This is a genomic window from Rhodopseudomonas boonkerdii (assembly GCF_021184025.1).
Taxonomy (GTDB): domain Bacteria; phylum Pseudomonadota; class Alphaproteobacteria; order Rhizobiales; family Xanthobacteraceae; genus Tardiphaga; species Tardiphaga boonkerdii.
In genome coordinates this window covers 673644-691047 of record NZ_CP036537.1, presented here as the reverse complement: position 1 = coordinate 691047, position 17404 = coordinate 673644, and the positions used below count along the sequence as shown (strand labels likewise).

Genomic DNA, 17404 nt, shown 5'->3' with positions numbered 1-17404 from the left:
CTCCCTCATCTCCATCCGATCAAGGAAGATCGATGTCGAAGATCTCCATCTCCGCACTCGTGGCTGCACTACTCGCCTCCAATGTGGCGCTCGCCCATCCCGAATTCCAGTCTGCCGAACCGCCCGCCGGCAAGGCTTCGACTGCCCCCAGCCAGATCCGCATCCTGTTCAATGAAAGCGTCATTCCGCAATTCTCCGGAATCGCACTCAAGGACCAATCGGGCAAGACGATCCCGACGGGCAAGGCGACGGTCGATCCATCCAACAAGAAGATGATGATCGTCCCCCTCGCGGACCAGTTGGCTCCCGGCGACTACAGGGTCGAGTGGTACGCGGTGTCCGACGACACCCACAAGGTCAAGGGCAGTTACTCTTTCGGCGTGACGCACTGATGATCGAATTCGGCCTCGTTCTGTCCCGCTTCCTGCACTACGCGGCGTCGACGACGCTTGCCGGCGTGGCGTTCTTCCCCCTCTACGCCTATGCAGCTACCGAGCCCGACAGGCTGGTCCGATGGCGCGGACGAGTCCTGTTCTGCTCGGCGATCGTCGCTTTGATCAGCTGCCTCGGATGGTTCGCCTTTTCGGTGGCCCGGATGAGCGGCGGGATTGCGGATGTGATCGATCCCGAGGTCGTCGGGACCGTCGTCCACCACACCGGCTTCGGCGTGGTGTGGATGATCCGCATGGCCGTCGCGGCGGGGCTTGTCGCCATCATGGTCGTATTGCCGTCGCGATCCTCAGTGGGACGCGATCTGCCTATCGCCGTCCTCGGCGCCGGACTGCTCGCCTCCCTCGCCGGCGCCGGCCATGCGCAAATGAAAGATGGTTGGGAGGGCGCGTTGCATGTCACCGCCGACGCCGCGCATCTGCTCGCCGCCGGAGCATGGCTCGGCGGGCTGCTCCCGCTCGGGATTATTCTGCTCCGCGACCGCGCAACGCGCATGGACGCCGCCACCATCGATGTCGAGAGTGTGCTGACGCGTTTCTCGGGAATGGGCTATGCGGCCGTGGCGACGCTCATCGGCACCGGTCTGGTCAATAGCTGGTTCCTGGTCGGATCGGTGTCCAGCCTGTTCGTTTCCACCTACGGATGGATATTGATGGTTAAGTTGGTCTGCTTCGCGGGAATGCTTGCTCTCGCGGCGGCCAACCGCCTTTGGCTAATGCCGGCGCTGGAGGCCGCCGGACACAGCGGCACGGACGCCTGGAAGAAACAGTTGCGTATCCATGTGCTGAGCGAGCAGGGCCTCGGCCTGCTCGTCCTGCTCTGCGTAAGCGTCATCGGAACGATCCGTCCGGCGATCGGACAATGAGAGATAACCTAGCAAACCCGAGGAGGCTTCGATGACAAATTCAGACGACGACGCGGCGACGAACTTGCCATGATCAAGTCGTACCGATAGCGGCCTGATCCGTTATAGAGCGCCGGCGTGCTGTTCCTTCATCGGCGCATTCAGCAACAGGAGTTTTCCATGCTCAAGACCGATCTTCCGACACGCCGGAGCATATTGGCCCTGCTCGCAGCCGGCCTCGTGCTACCGTCGCGGTCGCTCCGTGCCGAGGCCCCGACCGTGCACGTTCACAAAGATCCGGACTGTGGCTGTTGCGGGGGATGGGTGGATCACCTCCGAAGCGCCGGCTTCGCCGTGACCGTCGATGAGACGTCGGATCTCTCGACGATCCGTATGCGGCTTCGGGTCCCGCCCACGCTGTGGTCCTGCCACACGGCGGAAGTTTCCGGATACGCGATTGAAGGGCATGTGCCCGCCGACGCGATACGTCGACTTCTGGAAACACGTCCAACGGCGCTGGGGCTAGCGGTGCCCGGCATGCCTGCGGGCTCTCCCGGCATGGAGGGCGGCAACCCGGTGGCCTATGACGTGATCCTCTTTGCGGCCAGCGGGCAGAGCCCCTTCATGCGGTTCGTGGGCACGAAAAGCGTCGGCTGACGTCGCCGGCGATTAACCCACTCTTAACCATCCGGGTTCAGCCTTTGAATGTGGGACGGAACCGGACGACTTTGGGGACCGGCAGTCGCATCGAAGGGCCGTCCGGCGTCATGCCCGGACGGCTTTTTGCCGATATCGGTGCGCAGACATTGCAGCTACACCGCCTTCGCCGCCGCTCTTCCCGCCGTTCTGCCCGAAAACAGGCAGCCGCCAAGAAACGTCCCTTCCAGCGAGCGGTAGCCATGCATGCCGCCCCCACCGAAGCCGGCCGCTTCGCCGACAGCATAGAGACCAGGAATGATCCGCTGGCCTGCGCCGAACACGCGCGCATCGAGATCGGTCTCGAACCCGCCCAGCGTCTTGCGCGTCAGGATATTCAATCGCACGGCGATCAACGGACCCATCGAAGGATCGAGAATGCGATGCGGCCTGGCGGTGCGGATCAACCTGTCGCCGATGTATTTGCGCGCATTGTGCAGGTTCATCACCTGCGCGTCCTTCACATAGGGATTGGCCAGCGTACGGTCGCGCGCCTCGATCTGCTCCTTGATGCGATCGAGCTTGAGCAGATCGCTGCCGGCGAGCTCGTTCATCGCCTTGATGAGATCGCCGAGATTATCGCGCACGATGAAATCGGCGCCGTGTTCCTTGAAGGCCTCCACCGGAGCCGGCGCTCCCTTATTCGTCGCGCGGCGCGCGGTCTGCAGCCAGCTCTTGCCGGTGAGGTCAGGATTCTGTTCGGAGCCTGACAGCGCGAATTCCTTCTTGATGATCGCCTGCGTCAGGATGAACCAGGAATAATCGTAACCGGTGGATTGGATGTATTGCAGTTGCCCGAGCGTATCCGAGCCCGGAAACAGCGGTGCCGGCAACCGCTCGCCCGTTGCGTCGAACCACATGGACGACGGCCCTGGCAGAATCCGGATGCCGTGCTTCGGCCAGATAGGGCTCCAGTTCTCGATGCCCTCCACATAGTGCCACATACGGTCACGATTGATCAGCCGCGCGCCAGCGGCTTCCGTAATCCCGATCATGCGCCCGTCCACATGGGCAGGCACGCCGGAGATCATGCGCTGCGGCGGTGCGCCCAGACGCTGCGGCCAGTTTTGCCGCACCAGATCGTGATTGCCGCCGATGCCACCGGAGGCGACGATCACCGCCTGCGCGCGCAGCGAGAACTCGCCGACGATATTGCGCGACGAGCTCTCGCCGCGCTCGTTGTTCGCCGGCCCGAGCACGACGCCGCTGACGCCATCGACCGTTCCATCGGTCATGCTGAGCGCATCGACGCGATGCCGGAACCTGAAGCTGAGCAATCCCTTCGCAACAGCCTCGCGGGCGCGACGTTCGAACGGCTCGACAATGCCGGGCCCCGTGCCCCAAGTGATGTGAAAGCGTGGCACCGAATTGCCATGGCCCATGGCGTCATAGCCGCCGCGTTCCGCCCAGCCGACGATCGGAAACACGCGATGCCCCATCGCGCGCAGCCACGCGCGTTTCTCGCCGGCGGCAAAAGCAAGATACGCTTCCGCCCAGCGGCGCGGCCAATGATCCTCCTCGCGGTCGAACCCGGCCGAGCCCATCCAGTCCTGATGCGCGAGATCGAAGCTGTCCTTGATGCCGAGCCGGCGCTGTTCCGGCGAATCGATAAAGAACAAACCGCCGAACGACCAGAACGCCTGGCCGCCGAGGTTCTGTTCACCTTCCTGATCGAGCACGATCACGCGCTTGCCGGCATCGGCAACTTCTGTTGCAGCCACGAGCCCGGCTAGGCCAGCGCCCACCACGATGACATCCGCGTCGACAGCCATCGTCCCCTCCCGTCGTTTCGTTAAGAGAGATTGAATGGGGCGCCGGAACTTTGGTCAACGAAAATTGCGGAATTCACATTCGTTTGTTCCAGAGCGGCGAACACTGCATCCGGCGCGCAACACTCGCTTCGAATCGTCCTGCCGCCGCGAGGTCTTGCTAGACAAAAAACCGTTTCGCCAACACGCTGACATGGTCCTGCATCATCAGGGCGAACGGATTCGGCATCACAGTTTTCGGGGCAGAGCATGAAGTTCGTGACAGGTTTGCTGGCGGCTGTTCTGTTGGCTGCAGGTATCGGCACGAGCCATGCTGTGGTGCGTATCGCCGATGATCGCGGCGGTCGCATCGGAACCTATGTCGACAGATATCAGGGCCTGCGTTCCTCTGGTGAAACCGTGGTCATCGACGGTTTGTGCGCCTCGGCCTGCACCATCGTGCTCGGTGCCGTTCCGCATGACCGCATCTGCGTGACCCCGAATGCCACTCTCGGCTTCCATGCAGCCTGGGACATGGGCGATAATGGCCGCGCCGTTACCAACCGCGAAGCGACGCGGATGCTGTATTCCATGTATCCGTCGAATATCCGCCGCTGGATCGCCAAGCGCGGTGGCCTCAAGCCGCAGATGATTTTTCTTCGCGGCCATCAGCTCGCCGGCATGTACAAGCCCTGTTACATGGATGCCCGCGCCTCGGCGCGGTGAGGTGCGCTCGCTCCCCATCACTTGATCTCTGCGACCCCGCCGACGCTTGCCCGCGCCCGCAACTCGGCCTATCTGGAACCTGACTGCAGCCCCATTGCGCGGGTGCCTGCGGATTGAGGTCATCCATGCAGCCGGCACATACCCCTGACCACATGGCATCGTCCTCGCGCGCAACGACGCTGATTGTCGGTGCGGCGGCGAGCTTCGTCGGCCTGCTCGTGGTCGGCGCCATCGGTTTATGGGCATGGTACGGCACCGCCGTCTTTTTCGAGATGGTGAAGACGGGCATCGCCGCCTGCATGTGATTTCTGGGAACAATCCAATGAATAGCTCCACCCGCCCGCTGGTCATCATCGCGGCTTTCGCCGGCAGCCTCGCCGCAGGTCTGCTGCTGGTGCTGTGGCTGTCCGGCGGATTCCGCGGCGTGACCGCTCCGGCGGCCATCGGCGGACCGTTCCAGCTCACCGATCAATCCGGCGCGCGGGTAACCGAGCAAAATCTGAAGGGCAAGCCATCGCTGATCTTCTTCGGCTTCACCCATTGCCCGGATATCTGTCCGACGTCCCTGTTCGAGATGTCCGAAGTGCTGCGCGCCCTTGGAAAGGATGCAGACAAGCTCAACACCTATTTCGTCTCTGTCGATCCAGAGCGCGACACCGCGCCGATCATGAAGGACTATCTATCCAGCTTCGATCCGCATCTGAAGGGGCTTACCGGCACGCCCGAGGAAGTGGCGAAAATGATCGCCGGCTACCGCGTTTATGCCAAGAAGATCCCGACCAAGGACGGCGATTACACCATGGATCACACTGCGTTGATCTATCTGATGGACAAGGACGGCAATTTCGTCGCCCCCTTCAATCTCAAGCGCACACCAGAAGAAGCGGCGACGGATCTGAAACGCTACCTGTGAGAGCGTCGATTATTATTCCTGCCCAATTCCGTCCGCATGGCCTTGCTTCGGCGCGACACCGCATGTTGCGTCTTTTCCCACCGATGCGGCTCGCGCAGCAGCTGCCATAGCGCGCGCCACGCCGCAATCGACAGCACGCCCCAATAGAGGGGCGCCAGCAGCAGAATCCAGGCGTGCCGCATCTGCCCGCGTCGGGCGAGACCCATCAGGCCGATGACAATGGTCGAGAGATAGCCTGCGGAGATCGCTGCAAGATGTAGCGGCATCAGCATATCCTGCCGAAGGTCGGCCGCGCTCCCCATCACGCCGGCTTGTACCATGAACAGCGCGATCTCGACGAGCAGCAACGGGTAAGCAAGTGCCGTCAGTACATTGCCACCGGCAATAAGCACGACGCCGAGCGACTTCGCCGTCCCCACATCGCGCCTCAGGCGCCACGGCCTGCGCAGATGCACGCCGCTCGTTTGCATCCACCCCTTCATCCAGCGCGACCGCTGCCGCAGCCACGCACTGAAACGCACCGGCGCTTCTTCATAGGTCGTCGAGGAGAAGGTGGTGCAGCGATATCCAAATCGCGCCAGGCGGATACCAAGATCGGCATCCTCGGTGACGTTATAAGCATCCCAGCCGCCGACGTCGCGCAGGACATGGGTGCGAAAATGGTTCGACGACCCGCCGAGCGGCAGCGGCAGATGTAGCGCCGAGAGGCCGGGCAGCAAAACATCGAATTGCCCGGCATATTCCGCCGCAAACATGCGCGACAGCAGGCTTTCCGATGCATTGTCGATGCACAGGCTCGCCTGCACGCAGGCGATGCGCTGGCCGTGATGGTCGAACGCATCCAGCGCGGCGCGCAGCTGCCCCGGCTCGGGCCGGTCCTCCGCATCGAACACCGCGACATAACTGCCGCGCGCGAACGGCAGCGCGTAGTTCAATGCCTTCGGCTTGGTTTGCGGACCGATGGCCGGGACGGTGAGCACCTGCACATGCGGCATCGGCTGCAGCCGCGCAATCGCCTGCCGGGTCATGTCGTCATCCGCCTCGGTGACGAGAATGACATCGAGCTTTTCGCGAGGATAATCGAGATCGTCGATCGCCTGCAGCAGTGGCGCCACCGAGGTGGCTTCGCGGTAGAGTGCGATCATTACCGTATAAATCGGCAGCTCCGCATCCGGCTGATACCGGCGCTTCGGCTCCGGTGAACGCGGCACGAAACCACCGAGAAAGCGAAAGCCCGCGAAAGCAAGGAAAGCGGTCGTCAGGACAGCGGTCCAGATGACCTCGCCGAATAACGAAGGGATGGAGACGGCGCCGGCAATGCCAAGAATGATCGCCGAGCGTCGAAATTGCTGCCACCATGTTTCCGCGCGCGATGCAGCAGACAGTTCGGGCCAGCATTGCGAGAGGTTCTCTGCAGCCTGCCGCGCGAGCGCGTCGCCTGCACGCTCCGTGAGGAAGCGATTGAAGTCATCCGTGGTCGCGAGTTCGAATTGAGCGACCAGTTCAGGCCGCGCCGTTGCAAGCTCGCTCAGCATGCGCGCTGACAGGCAACGCGATGCGACAACGAACCGCACACCGTTGTCGCGCTGAATTCGAAAGATGCCGAGTGTCGCCGCCTGGGCATACCGCGAAGGCGATGACAGACAACGGCTCCAATCGTCCTCTTGCGGCGCGATCAGGCGGATGCCCAGCTGCATAGCCAATCGCCTGAGATAGGCGGTCTCGTCGATAATGCCCCACTCGATCAGGACCCGGTCGGCTCCCATCCCGATCCTGCGGCTACGATTGGTGGCCGCCTGCAACGTCAACGCCGGGATGATGCCGCGCAGGCATTCGAGTTCCACCGCAATCGGCGAGCTCGGTTCGGGACGACGAGGATCGTACTCCAGCAGCCGACGCCGGCGCTCGGGACCCAAAACATATGCACTGACAAACGGCTCCGGATGTCCGCCACGGTCCAACAGGGCCATGCTACGCCCCCACGCTACTAACCAGGTTAGAAACGCCCCCTCGCGTCTCCGGCGGGATGGTCTATAAGACCCGCGTCCGGACACGCCTACATGCAACCACAGATAGATAATCTCGGCAACCAAATACCGCATCGAGCCAAGCGCTCGATCTTGTGGGTGCTGTGCCTCGTGGGCGCGTTACAGCCATGGACGGTGCAGCGGGCCTTGGCCCAGTCCCAGCCACCCGTGCCACCGCTGGCGCCGAATCTGTCACTGCAATCCGGCAACCAGCCCGGTGCGCAGGCCGTTCCAGGCTTCTGGGATCCGCGGCGTCGGCCGGAGCGCCCGGACCTGGCGCGCCTCACGGTGATCCGCTTCCTCACCGAGACTGACTATCCGCCGTTCAACTATACCGGTCCCGATGGCAATCCGGCCGGCTTCAATGTCGATCTCGCGCGCGCGCTCTGCGAGGAGATCAAGGTCACCTGCACCATCCAGATGCGCCGCTTCGAGACGCTGCTGGATGCCATTGCAAGCAATCGCGGTGACGCCATCATCGCATCGATGGCGGTGACGCCGGCGATCCGCGCCCGCGTCGATTTCACCGACCCGTATTACCGCGCCCCCGGCCGCTTTGTGGCGCGCAAAGACGCAACGCTGAAGGAAATGCGGCCGGAATATCTCGAAGGCAAGAAGATCGGCGTCATCGCCGGCACTGCGCACGAAGCCTTTCTCAAGGCGATGTTCACCGACGCGACGCTGGTCACGTTCCAGAGCGACGACGCCCTGCGGCAGGCGCTCCGGAAGAGCGAGGTCGATGTCATCTTCGGCGACGCCATCTCTCTGGCTCTGTGGATCAACGGCACCGATTCCGGCGATTGCTGCGCCTTTAGCGGCGGCCCCTTCATCGAGAGCCGCTTCTTCGGCGAAGGTATCGGCATCGCCGTGCGCAAGGGCAACGACACCTTGCGCCAGGCCTTGAACTGGGCGCTGTTCCGCACCTGGGAGAAAGGCCGCTACACCGATCTGTGGCTGAAATATTTCTCGGTCAGCCCATTCTGATTTTTCACGTCCCGGCGGTTTGGCATTTTCGTGCGGAGCCGCTAGGTTCCGCGGCTCGGAGGCCAAATGACCATGTCGACTGCTGAGACCACCATGAGCCCGAGCGAGCTGCGCGCGCTCGCCGAGAATTCCAACGCCTGGCCGTTCGAGCAGGCGAAGGCGCTGGTGGCACGGCTGAAGAAAAATCCCAAAGATGAAGTGCTGTTCGAAACCGGTTACGGTCCCTCGGGCCTGCCGCACATCGGCACCTTTGGCGAGGTCGCCCGCACCACCATGGTGCGCCATGCCTTCCGCGTACTGACTGAAGACAAGATCAAGACCCGCCTGCTTGCCTTCTCGGACGACATGGACGGTTTTCGCAAGGTGCCGGACAATGTGCCTAACAAGGACATGCTGGCCGCCCATCTCGGCAAGCCATTGACCCGGGTGCCGGATCCGTTCTCGAACGAATATCCGTCCTTCGGTGCGGCCAACAACGCGCGTCTGCGCGCCTTCCTCGACCATTTCGGCTTCGACTACGAATTCGCCTCAAGCACCGACTATTACGCATCCGGCCGCTTCGACGCCACGCTGCTGAAGATGCTGGAAGTCTACGACAAGGTGATGGGCATCATCCTGCCGACCCTCGGCCCGGACCGCCGAGCCACCTACTCGCCGTTCCTACCGATCAGCAAGACCACCGGCGTGGTGCTGCAGGTGCCGATGATCCGCCGCGATGTGAAAGCCGGCACGGTCACCTATGTCGATCCCGATACGAATGAGGAAGTCGAGACGACGGTCACCGGCGGCGCCGTGAAGTGCCAGTGGAAGGCCGACTGGGCTCTGCGCTGGGCCGCGCTCGGCGTCGACTATGAGATGGCCGGCAAGGATCTGATCGACAGCGTCAAGCTCTCGGGCAAGATCTGCGCGGCCCTCGGCGGCACGCCGCCGGAAGGCTTCAACTACGAGCTCTTCCTCGACGAGCATGGCGGCAAGATCTCGAAGTCGAAGGGCAACGGCCTGACCATCGACGAATGGCTGCGCTATGCCTCACCGGAATCGCTGTCTCTGTTCATGTATCGCGAGCCGAAGGCGGCGAAGCGCCTGTTCTTCGACGTGATCCCGCGCAATGTGGATGAATATCAGCAGTTCCTCGACGGCTATAACCGCCAGGATGCCAAGCAGCGCCTGTCCAATCCGGTCTGGCATCTGCATGCCGGCAATCCACCGGTCGTCGACATGCCGGTCACGTTCCAGCTCCTGCTGACGCTGGTGTCGTCATCGAACGCCGAGAATGCCGACACACTGTGGGGTTTCATCGGCCGCTATCGTCCCGGCGTCACCGCGCAGACGCATCCGAAGCTGGATGCGATGGTCGGCTATGCCATCAACTACTACCGCGATTTCGTCGCGCCGACCAAGACGTTCCGCGAGCCGACCGAGATCGAGCGCGTGGCGCTGCAGGACCTGCGTGATGCGCTGTCACGCCTGGCGGCCGATGCAAGCGCCGAGGACATCCAGAACACCGTCTACGAGATCGGTCGCCGCGAGCCGTTCCTCGATCACAAGAAGCCGGCCAAGGACGGCCGACCGGGTGTGTCGCTGGACTGGTTCAACATGCTGTACCAGGTGCTGCTCGGCCAGGAGAAGGGCCCGCGCTTCGGATCGTTCGTCGCGGTCTATGGCGTGCAGAATGCGATCAACATGATCGACGGTGCGCTGGCGCGGAGCGCGTGACCTCTCACCGTCGTCACCCGGCTCGACCGGGCGATGACCACTGCGTGGTTCCGAAACGCCCTTTACTGACTAGCCCACACGATCCGCGCGATCCATTCGATGTCCTGCACGGCAAAGCTCCGGTCCGCGTGGCCGGGATTCAGTGACTGCAGTTCCAGCAGCTTGGTGGTGCGCCGCTTCAGCTCCTTCGCCATCACCTCGCCGTCCTTGGTCTTGACCACCACGCGATCGCCCTTGCGGATCTGCGCGCTCGGCGAGACGACGATGATGTCGCCGTCGCGATAGGCCGGCCGCATCGAATCGCCGGAGATCGTCAGCGCATAGGCATGCTCGTCATTCACCGACGGCAGTCCGACCTCGTCCCAGCCCTTGCTGCCCACCGGGAAACCGGCATCGTCGAAGAACCCGCCTTGGCCCGCTTGCGCGAAGCCCAGCAGCGGCACTGACTGCACGATCTTGCGCGTGCCTTCGATCAGCGACACGAAGGTGTCGATCGGCACATTGGTCGCAGCCAGCGCCTTCGATACCGACTCGGTGGACGGCCAGCGCTCGCGCCCCTCATGGGTGATGCGCTTGGATTTGTTGAAAGTGGTTGCATCCAGTCCCGCTTTCTTGGCCAGCGCCGACGGCGTCATGCCGTTGCGTTCGGCGAGCAGGTCGAGCGCATTCCAGATCTGGGCGTGGGTCAGCATGATCTCGTCCCTTCTCGGCCCTTGGCGATGCTCTTGGCCTGGCATGCCGCGGGCGCACTGAATCGTGGCAGAAACTAGGAATTATTGCCGTGGTTCCGCGATTTGCGCAACCGACATCCGAAAAAAATGTGCGGCCTTGAGTTGAGGGGGCGCCGTCGATACGGTCTGCCGCCGACACGCGCCAGAAGACACAGTGGGAGCTGTCCGTATGCCTCCAGGAACAACCCGGAAAGTCTGAGCGATTGCGCAGCATCTATAAAATCTGTCCAGCGCCGCAATGGCGCGAAGCCGAGCGCCAGGGCACTTATCGCGGCAGCGCCGACGACATCCGGGACGGCTTCATCCATTTCTCCACAAAAGAGCAGCTCGAAGGCACCCTCGCCAAGCACTACGCTGGCCAGAGCGGCCTGTTCCTGATCGCCGTGGACAGGGACGCATTCGGCGACGAGCTGCGCTGGGAGCCCTCCCGCGGCGGCGACCTGTTTCCGCATCTCTATGGTGCACTCGATCTCGGCGCCGTCACCGCCGTCATGGACCTGCGCCTGCGCGCCGACGGCAGCCATGTCATCCCGGAGTTGTCTTAAGTGATCCGTGCCTTCGATGCCTTCTCCCTGCCGATGCTGCGCATGCTGGATCCGGAAGACGCCCACCGCCTCGCCATTCGCGGCCTGAAACTGCTGCCCTATGCCAAGCCGCGACCTGACGATGCGAAACTCGCCGTGCGCGCCTTCGGCCTGAATTTTCCCAATCCCATCGGGATCGCCGCCGGCTTCGACAAGCACGCAGAAGCGCCCGACGCGCTGCTGCGCCTTGGCTTCGGCTTTGCCGAAATCGGCACGGTCACGCCGAAACCGCAGCCCGGCAATCCGCGCCCCCGTTTGTTCCGGCTCGAGCGCGACGAGGCTGTCATCAACCGTTTCGGCTTCAACAGCGAGGGCGCCGAGCCCGTGCTGGCACGCCTTGCGGCGCGAGCGCAGCGCGGCGGCATCGTCGGCGTCAATGTCGGCGCCAACAAGGATTCCAGCGATCGTACCCAGGACTACGTGAAGCTGATTGAGACCTTCGCGCCGGTGGCGAGCTACTTCACCGTCAATGTCTCGTCGCCGAACACGCCGGGCCTGCGCAACCTGCAGCAGGCGAGCGAACTCGACGATCTCCTCGCCCGCGTCATCGAGGCGCGCGACCGCGTTCGCAAGACCTCCGGCGATTCGCCGGTGCTGCTGAAGATCGCTCCCGATCTCAGCCTCGCCGATCTCGACGATGTCGTTCATGTCGCCCGCTCCCGCAGCGTCGATGGCATGATCGTCGCCAATACCACCATCGGCCGACCGCCGACCTTGCGCGAGCAAACGAAGGCGAAGGAGACCGGGGGCCTGTCCGGCCGACCGCTGTTCCGGCTCTCGACCCGCATGGTCGCCGAAACCTTCGTGCGCGTGGAAGGGGCCTTCCCGCTGATCGGCGCCGGCGGCATCGACAGCGGCGGCGCCGCGCTCACTAAAATCCGCGCGGGCGCGAGCCTGATCCAGGTCTATTCGTCGCTGATCTATAAAGGGCTTGGGCTGGTCGATGCGATCAAGGCCGACCTTTCATCGACACTGCTCCGCACGGGACGGGATTCGCTGTCGGAGATCGTCGGCGCCGACGCCGCGACGATCACGGCCGAAGACTGGCCGGTCTAAACTCCACCCCTCATGGTGAGGAGCGCGCACTTGCGCGCGTCTCGAACCATGAGCTGGCCTGTAGGATGTGTAGAGCGCAGGCGCATAGCGCCGGAGCGAAACCCATCATTCCGTCGTTGCGGCAAGCTCCGTCGATGGGTTTCGCTTCGCTCTACCCATCCTACGAAAACGTCTTCCTCAGCAACGCCGGATACCTGATCGCCTGCAACCCGCCGCGCGCGATGTAATGCACCAGCAATGCCGCCCATAACCCCGCATTGCCCCACGACCGCAGCGCGAACCACGCCGCCAGAAAGCACAACAGCGACAATACCATCAGATTGCGCATGTCGCGCGCCCAGGTGGCGCCGATGAACACGCCGTCATAGGCGAAGGCGAATACGCCGAGAACCGGCGCCAAGGCCACCAGCCAGAGAAATTCGCGCGCCAGCATGCGCACATCCGCGCTCGCCGTCATCGCATCGATCAGCGCAGCGCCGCCCAGCGCATAGATCGCGCTCAGCACCACCGCGAATCCGAAGCCCCACTGCACCACCAGCCTGACAGCACTCGCAAATCCGATGCGATTGCGCGCACCGTAGGCCCTGCCGCAGAGTTGCTCCGCCGCCGTGGCGAGACCGTCGAGAAAGAACGAAGAGATCAAGAGGAAGTTGTTGAGCACTGCATTCGCCGCGAGGATCTGATCGCCGGCCCGCGCGCCCTGCGCCGTGAAGAACAGGAACGCCGCGATCAGCGCCGCGGTACGGATCATGATGTCGCGATTGACCGCCACGGTGTGCTTGAGCTTGTCGTGCTCCAGCAGCACGGACCATGGCATGGTGAGTTTGCCGCCAGTGATGCGCCATGCAATCGCAACGCCCAGCACGAAGCCTGTGCCTTCGGCGACAATGGCCGCCAGCGCCGCGCCCGGAATGCCCATGTCGAACACCAGCACGAGCAGCAGTGTCGTCGCCATGCTCACGACATTGATGACGATCTGCACCGCCAGCGCGAGACCTGCGCGCGCCTGCCCGACCAGCCAGCCGACCATGACGAAATTCGACAGCACCAGCGGCGCCGACCAGATGCGAATGGTGAAATAGCGATGTGCCGCATCGGTCACGCCATCGCTGCCCCCCATTGCGGTCAACAGTGCGAAAGCGATCGGCATCTGCAGCAGGATCAAACTACTGCCGATAACGCCTGCAATGATGAAGCCGCGTGGCAGCAATGCCCGCAACTCCTGCTTGTCACCGGCCCCCAGGGCCTGCGCGGTGAAGGCCACTGTGCTCATGCGCAGAAAACCGAACAGCCAGAACACGCAATCGAACAATACCGACGCCATGGCGACGCCGCCGAGCAGCGTGGCATCGCCGAGCCGGCCGATCGCCATGGTGGCGACGATGCCGAGCATCGGCGTGGTCAGGTTGGCCAGCATCGCCGGCCCCGCGATGGCGAAGATGTCGCGTGTGGTGGCGGGATGGAAGGTCGGGGAAGCAGCGGCAGGGTCTGTCATCGAGTGGCAAACTACTTCTGTCGTTGCCCGGCTTGACCGGGCAACCCAGTACATGGCGACGGGAGTAACGGCGCGCTGGCGCCAGTGTTTACTGGGTTACCCGCTTTCGCGGGTAACGACAGACGGCTATCAGCGCCGGGGCGAGGCGAACAGCCGCGAGATGAACCAGATCGGCACCACGATCACGGCGCCGAGCAGGAAATAGCGCCACAGCCCGTTGATGGCATCGTAGCCGAAATCATAAATCCACTGGAACAGGCGTCGGATGCTGGTGACGATGTTCCACGGATCGAAGCCGATGGCGGCGAGCACGACGCCAACGAGTATCGACAGCAGCACGAGGCGCCCGAACACGGCGACTGGCGACCCGCCGAGGAAACGTGACAGGCCGTCCTGAGCGGATGGCAGGCTTCGTTCCGGCGCGGCATTTCCCGAAGCGTCGCGGGTCTCATTTGGCTGCATCGTGGTCTCCTGCGCGGGGGCGCCGATATCATAGTGGGTATGGGGCAGATGGGGAACCCGTTTGGGGCGTCAAGATGCGATCCCGTAGGGCGGATTCGGCGAAGCCGTAATCCGCCGCAGAGTTTCCACTGTGAGGTCGGTCGGCGGATTACCCTTCGCTCATCCGCCCTACACATTATTCGACGTCCACCTTCAACATCCGCTCCAGCGTCTCCAGCCGATCCGCCTCGCGCGGTGGCTTGTCCCAGCGCAGGCGACTGATGCGCGGAAAACGCATCGCAACGCCAGACTTGTGCCGCGACGACCGCGCCAACCCCTCGAAAGCGACTTCCAGCACCAGCCCTTTGTCCGGTTCATGAGTGACATGGCGGACCGGACCGAATTTCTCGGTGGTATGACGGCGCACGAAGCGATCGATCTGCAAAAGCTCCTCATCCGTGAAACCGAAATACGCCTTGCCCACCGGCACCAGCCGGTCGCCCTCCTCGCCATCGGTCCAGACCCCAAACGTATAGTCGGAATAATAGGACGAGCGCTTGCCGTGGCCACGCTGCGCATACATCAGCACGGCATCGATGATGTGCGGATCGCGCTTCCACTTCCACCACTGGCCCTTCGGCCGGCCGGGCAGATAGACGCTGTCGCGACGTTTCAACATCACGCCCTCGACAGCTTCCGCATCGGCGCCGGCGCCTGCAATGGCAGGATCGGCGCGGGCTGCGGTGAGCGCATCCCAATCGGCGAACACGATCTGCCCGGACAGGTCGATGCGATCATCATCCAGCTTCGCGACGAACGCCTCAAGCTTTTTGCGTCGCTCCTCGAACGGCAGCTCGCGCAGGTCGCTTTCGCCATCGCTGAGCAGGTCATAGGCGCGCAGATGGATCGGATAGTCCTTCATCAGTTTCGGCGTGACGCTCTTGCGGTTGAGGCGCTGCTGCAACACGTTGAACGACTGCACGCGCTTGTCCCGCAGCACCAGCAGCTCGCCATCGATGGCGCCGGGCAGACGTAGCGAAGGCACAAGATCGGGAAAGCTCGCGGTGATATCCTCACCGCTACGCGAATACATTCGCGTGACGAGTCTACCGTCATCCCCAAGGCCCGAGGTCGCCTGCACGCGTATGCCATCCCATTTCCATTCGGCCGTAAAATCGGCGGCATCGAGCGAGGCGAGATCCCCATCCTCGACCGCATGCGCCAACATCACCGGCCGGAACGGCGCGGGATCGCGATTGACCGGCTTCTCGGCCCGTCCTTCGAGCCAGGCGAACAATTCGCCATAGGGCGGCACGAGGCCGGGCCAGATCAGTTCGACCTCATGGGGATCCTTGTCGCCGAGCATCGCGGCCGCGGTCTTGGCGAGCCGCGCCGAAATGCCGATGCGCAACGCGCCGGTGACCAGCTTCAGCAGAGCCCAGCGCCCGGTCTCGTCGAGTTCATCGAGCCAGCGCATGAGCTGGGTGGGGAGTTCGGATTTGCCGAGGGCGCGAAGCGTGGTGACGACTTCGGTGAGCGTGGGTGGCGGCGGGTTGTTGTGGAGTGCGTCGATGGTTTCGCGCGTGGGGCTCCCCCTCTCCCCAACCCTCCCCCCGTTGGGGGGAGGGTTGGGGAGAGGGGAACTCCAAGCTCCGCTCTCTCCCTTCGGCCACATCAACGCAACCGTCTCCGAGAGATCGCCGACATAATCGTAAGACAGCTCGAACAGCACCGGATCGGCGCGCGATGCGATGAGATCGCGGATCAATCCCGGTTTTGCATGTTTGAACGACAGCGCCCCCGTCAAAGCCGCCAGCGCGTAACCACGGTCGGGATCGGGCACTTCGCGAAAATAACCCACCAGCAGTCGCAGCTTGTTGTTGCGGCCGGGCTCGTAAGCTAAGCGATCGAGCAACTCGGCGAAGCGATTCATGCGTCCTCGCTCTCGCCGGGCGGCAGCGCTTCCTCGTCCTCCTCATCGCTATAGCCCACCAGCGCCAGCGGTCGCGCGATCAGGCCCCTGCTCTGGCACCAATGCACCAGCGCATCCTCCTGCCCATGCGTCACCCAGATCTCCCCGGCGCCCGTCGCGCCGATGGTGGCACAAAGCCCGTCCCAATCGGCATGATCGGATATCACCAGCGGCAGTTCGACCCCGCGCTGCCGCGCGCGCGCACGCACGCGCATCCAGCCGGAGGCAAAAGCGGTGACCGGATCGGGAAAGCGCCGCGTCCACAAATCGGATGTCGCAGATGGCGGCGCCAGTGTGATGGTGCCCGCAAGCTCGGCCTTCTTCACGCCCTTCACCGGGCGCAATTCGCCAAGATCGATGCCGCGCTGCTGATAATAGGAAGTGATATTCTCCATCGCGCCATGCAGATAGATCGGCGTGTCATAGCCAGCGTCGCGGATCAGCTTGATCACCCGCTGCGCCTTCCCCAGCGAATAGGCGCCGACCAGATGTGCGCGCTCCGGAAACAGCGCGACCGAGGCCAGCAGCTTCCGCACTTCATCTGCGGCATCGCCATGCCGGAACACGGGCAGACCGAATGTCGCTTCGGTGATGAAGATATCGCAGGGCACGACCTCGAACGGCGTGCAGGTCGGGTCGTATGCGTCCTTGTAATCGCCGGACGCCACGATGCGGATGCCCTTGCAGGTTACCGCAATCTGCGCGGACCCGAGCACATGACCGGCGGGGTGGCATGAGATCGTGACATCGCCGAGCTTCAGCATTTCGCCGTAGGAAATCTCCTGCGTGCTGCCGGCGAAATTCTCGCCGTAGCGCAGCCGCATCATGTCCAGCGTCTCCCGCGTCGCCAGCACCGCGCCATGGCCGGGACGGGCATGATCGGAATGGCCGTGGGTGATGACCGCGCGATTGACAGGCCTCACCGGATCGATATGGAAACCGCCCGGCCTGCAGAGAAGACCGGCCGGCTCCGGGATCAGGATGTCGTGCGGGCGCATGTTCATGATATAGGCCCGAGCGG

General features: G+C 63.4%; 17 protein-coding genes. 10 read left to right on the top strand and 7 right to left on the bottom strand.

Going from position 1 to position 17404, the window contains the following annotated elements; translation table 11 throughout:
- Positions 1 to 32 precede the first annotated feature (32 nt).
- From copC to E0H22_RS03185, 3 genes are all read left to right on the top strand, one after another.
- Positions 33 to 392 carry a copper homeostasis periplasmic binding protein CopC gene (gene copC / locus E0H22_RS03195; protein WP_233024306.1) on the top strand — a complete coding sequence of 120 codons (360 nt, stop codon included), beginning with the start codon at positions 33 to 35 and terminating at the stop codon, positions 390 to 392.
- Positions 392 to 1315 (top strand): copper homeostasis membrane protein CopD, encoded by a 924-nt coding sequence (gene copD / locus E0H22_RS03190; RefSeq protein WP_233024305.1) that lies wholly within the window; start codon positions 392 to 394, stop codon positions 1313 to 1315. Before copC ends, copD begins: the two co-directional genes overlap by 1 nt.
- Positions 1316 to 1474: 159 nt before the next feature.
- The gene (locus E0H22_RS03185; protein ID WP_233024304.1) at positions 1475 to 1951 is read left to right on the top strand and encodes a DUF411 domain-containing protein; all 477 of its coding nucleotides are present in this window, start codon (positions 1475 to 1477) and stop codon (positions 1949 to 1951) included.
- Between the two features lie 155 nt (positions 1952 to 2106).
- On the opposite strand, the gene E0H22_RS03180 is transcribed toward E0H22_RS03185, so the two are convergent.
- Complete coding sequence (locus tag E0H22_RS03180) at positions 2107 to 3762, bottom strand: FAD-binding dehydrogenase (protein ID WP_233024303.1); 1656 nt, start codon at positions 3760 to 3762, stop codon at positions 2107 to 2109.
- Between the two features lie 246 nt (positions 3763 to 4008).
- On the opposite strand from E0H22_RS03180, the gene E0H22_RS03175 reads away from it, so the two are divergent.
- From E0H22_RS03175 to E0H22_RS03165, 3 genes are all read left to right on the top strand, one after another.
- Positions 4009 to 4464 (top strand): Clp protease/crotonase-like domain-containing protein, encoded by a 456-nt coding sequence (locus E0H22_RS03175; RefSeq protein ID WP_233024302.1) that lies wholly within the window; start codon positions 4009 to 4011, stop codon positions 4462 to 4464.
- A gap of 125 nt (positions 4465 to 4589) precedes the next feature.
- The gene (locus E0H22_RS03170) at positions 4590 to 4769 is read left to right on the top strand and encodes a hypothetical protein (RefSeq protein WP_233024301.1); all 180 of its coding nucleotides are present in this window, start codon (positions 4590 to 4592) and stop codon (positions 4767 to 4769) included.
- A 17-nt stretch (positions 4770 to 4786) separates the two neighbouring features.
- Positions 4787 to 5377, top strand: a complete 591-nt coding sequence (locus tag E0H22_RS03165) for an SCO family protein (RefSeq protein ID WP_233024300.1) — start codon at positions 4787 to 4789, stop codon at positions 5375 to 5377.
- Here the strand turns inward: E0H22_RS03165 and E0H22_RS03160 are convergent.
- A complete protein-coding gene (locus E0H22_RS03160) occupies positions 5368 to 7347 on the bottom strand; it encodes a glycosyltransferase family 2 protein (protein WP_233024299.1) in 1980 nt (659 codons plus the stop codon). The genes E0H22_RS03165 and E0H22_RS03160 overlap by 10 nt on opposite strands.
- A 90-nt stretch (positions 7348 to 7437) precedes the next feature.
- Here E0H22_RS03160 and E0H22_RS03155 point away from each other — a divergent pair, with 90 nt between their 5' ends.
- Both E0H22_RS03155 and E0H22_RS03150 read left to right on the top strand, forming a co-directional pair.
- On the top strand, positions 7438 to 8388 hold the full coding sequence (locus E0H22_RS03155; RefSeq protein WP_233024298.1) for an ABC transporter substrate-binding protein: 951 nt from the start codon (positions 7438 to 7440) through the stop codon (positions 8386 to 8388).
- A 72-nt stretch (positions 8389 to 8460) separates the two neighbouring features.
- Positions 8461 to 10104, top strand: a complete 1644-nt coding sequence (locus E0H22_RS03150) for a lysine--tRNA ligase (RefSeq protein ID WP_233026103.1) — start codon at positions 8461 to 8463, stop codon at positions 10102 to 10104.
- 62 nt (positions 10105 to 10166) lie between these two features.
- On the opposite strand, the gene E0H22_RS03145 is transcribed toward E0H22_RS03150, so the two are convergent.
- The gene (locus tag E0H22_RS03145) at positions 10167 to 10796 is read right to left on the bottom strand and encodes a S24 family peptidase (RefSeq protein ID WP_233024297.1); all 630 of its coding nucleotides are present in this window, start codon (positions 10794 to 10796) and stop codon (positions 10167 to 10169) included.
- A gap of 242 nt (positions 10797 to 11038) precedes the next feature.
- Here E0H22_RS03145 and E0H22_RS03140 point away from each other — a divergent pair, with 242 nt between their 5' ends.
- Positions 11039 to 11380: a DUF952 domain-containing protein gene (locus tag E0H22_RS03140; protein ID WP_233024296.1), complete on the top strand. Its 342-nt coding sequence runs from the start codon at positions 11039 to 11041 to the stop codon at positions 11378 to 11380.
- A complete protein-coding gene (locus tag E0H22_RS03135) occupies positions 11381 to 12475 on the top strand; it encodes a quinone-dependent dihydroorotate dehydrogenase (RefSeq protein ID WP_233024295.1) in 1095 nt (364 codons plus the stop codon). It abuts the gene before it with no gap.
- A gap of 160 nt (positions 12476 to 12635) precedes the next feature.
- Here the strand turns inward: E0H22_RS03135 and E0H22_RS03130 are convergent, their stop codons facing one another.
- The 4 genes from E0H22_RS03130 to E0H22_RS03115 form a co-directional block, all read right to left on the bottom strand.
- Positions 12636 to 13970, bottom strand: coding sequence for an MATE family efflux transporter (locus tag E0H22_RS03130; protein WP_233024294.1), 1335 nt, complete (start codon positions 13968 to 13970; stop codon positions 12636 to 12638).
- A gap of 129 nt (positions 13971 to 14099) precedes the next feature.
- The gene (locus E0H22_RS03125; protein WP_233024293.1) at positions 14100 to 14432 is read right to left on the bottom strand and encodes a DUF6460 domain-containing protein; all 333 of its coding nucleotides are present in this window, start codon (positions 14430 to 14432) and stop codon (positions 14100 to 14102) included.
- A gap of 175 nt (positions 14433 to 14607) precedes the next feature.
- Entirely contained in the window at positions 14608 to 16344 is a 1737-nt protein-coding gene (locus E0H22_RS03120; protein ID WP_233024292.1) for a cisplatin damage response ATP-dependent DNA ligase, read from the bottom strand.
- Positions 16341 to 17381, bottom strand: a complete 1041-nt coding sequence (locus tag E0H22_RS03115) for a ligase-associated DNA damage response exonuclease (RefSeq protein ID WP_233026101.1) — start codon at positions 17379 to 17381, stop codon at positions 16341 to 16343. The genes E0H22_RS03120 and E0H22_RS03115 overlap by 4 nt, the downstream gene beginning before the upstream one ends.
- Between the last annotated feature and the right edge of the window lie 23 nt (positions 17382 to 17404).

Excerpts from the sequence above, each read along its gene's own strand:
- copC (WP_233024306.1), top strand. The coding sequence starts at position 33 with ATGTCGAAGATCTCCATCTCCGCACTCGTGGCTGCACTACTCGCCTCC.
- E0H22_RS03125 (WP_233024293.1), bottom strand. The coding sequence starts at position 14,432 with ATGCAGCCAAATGAGACCCGCGACGCTTCGGGAAATGCCGCGCCGGAA.
- E0H22_RS03145 (WP_233024297.1), bottom strand. The coding sequence starts at position 10,796 with ATGCTGACCCACGCCCAGATCTGGAATGCGCTCGACCTGCTCGCCGAA.
- E0H22_RS03185 (WP_233024304.1), top strand. The coding sequence starts at position 1,475 with ATGCTCAAGACCGATCTTCCGACACGCCGGAGCATATTGGCCCTGCTC.
- E0H22_RS03160 (WP_233024299.1), bottom strand. The coding sequence starts at position 7,347 with ATGGCCCTGTTGGACCGTGGCGGACATCCGGAGCCGTTTGTCAGTGCA.
- E0H22_RS03180 (WP_233024303.1), bottom strand. The coding sequence starts at position 3,762 with ATGGCTGTCGACGCGGATGTCATCGTGGTGGGCGCTGGCCTAGCCGGG.
- E0H22_RS03130 (WP_233024294.1), bottom strand. The coding sequence starts at position 13,970 with ATGACAGACCCTGCCGCTGCTTCCCCGACCTTCCATCCCGCCACCACA.
- E0H22_RS03170 (WP_233024301.1), top strand. The coding sequence starts at position 4,590 with ATGCAGCCGGCACATACCCCTGACCACATGGCATCGTCCTCGCGCGCA.
- E0H22_RS03175 (WP_233024302.1), top strand. The coding sequence starts at position 4,009 with ATGAAGTTCGTGACAGGTTTGCTGGCGGCTGTTCTGTTGGCTGCAGGT.
- E0H22_RS03165 (WP_233024300.1), top strand. The coding sequence starts at position 4,787 with ATGAATAGCTCCACCCGCCCGCTGGTCATCATCGCGGCTTTCGCCGGC.
- E0H22_RS03155 (WP_233024298.1), top strand. The coding sequence starts at position 7,438 with ATGCAACCACAGATAGATAATCTCGGCAACCAAATACCGCATCGAGCC.
- E0H22_RS03150 (WP_233026103.1), top strand. The coding sequence starts at position 8,461 with ATGTCGACTGCTGAGACCACCATGAGCCCGAGCGAGCTGCGCGCGCTC.
- E0H22_RS03120 (WP_233024292.1), bottom strand. The coding sequence starts at position 16,344 with ATGAATCGCTTCGCCGAGTTGCTCGATCGCTTAGCTTACGAGCCCGGC.
- copD (WP_233024305.1), top strand. The coding sequence starts at position 392 with ATGATCGAATTCGGCCTCGTTCTGTCCCGCTTCCTGCACTACGCGGCG.
- E0H22_RS03115 (WP_233026101.1), bottom strand. The coding sequence starts at position 17,381 with ATGCGCCCGCACGACATCCTGATCCCGGAGCCGGCCGGTCTTCTCTGC.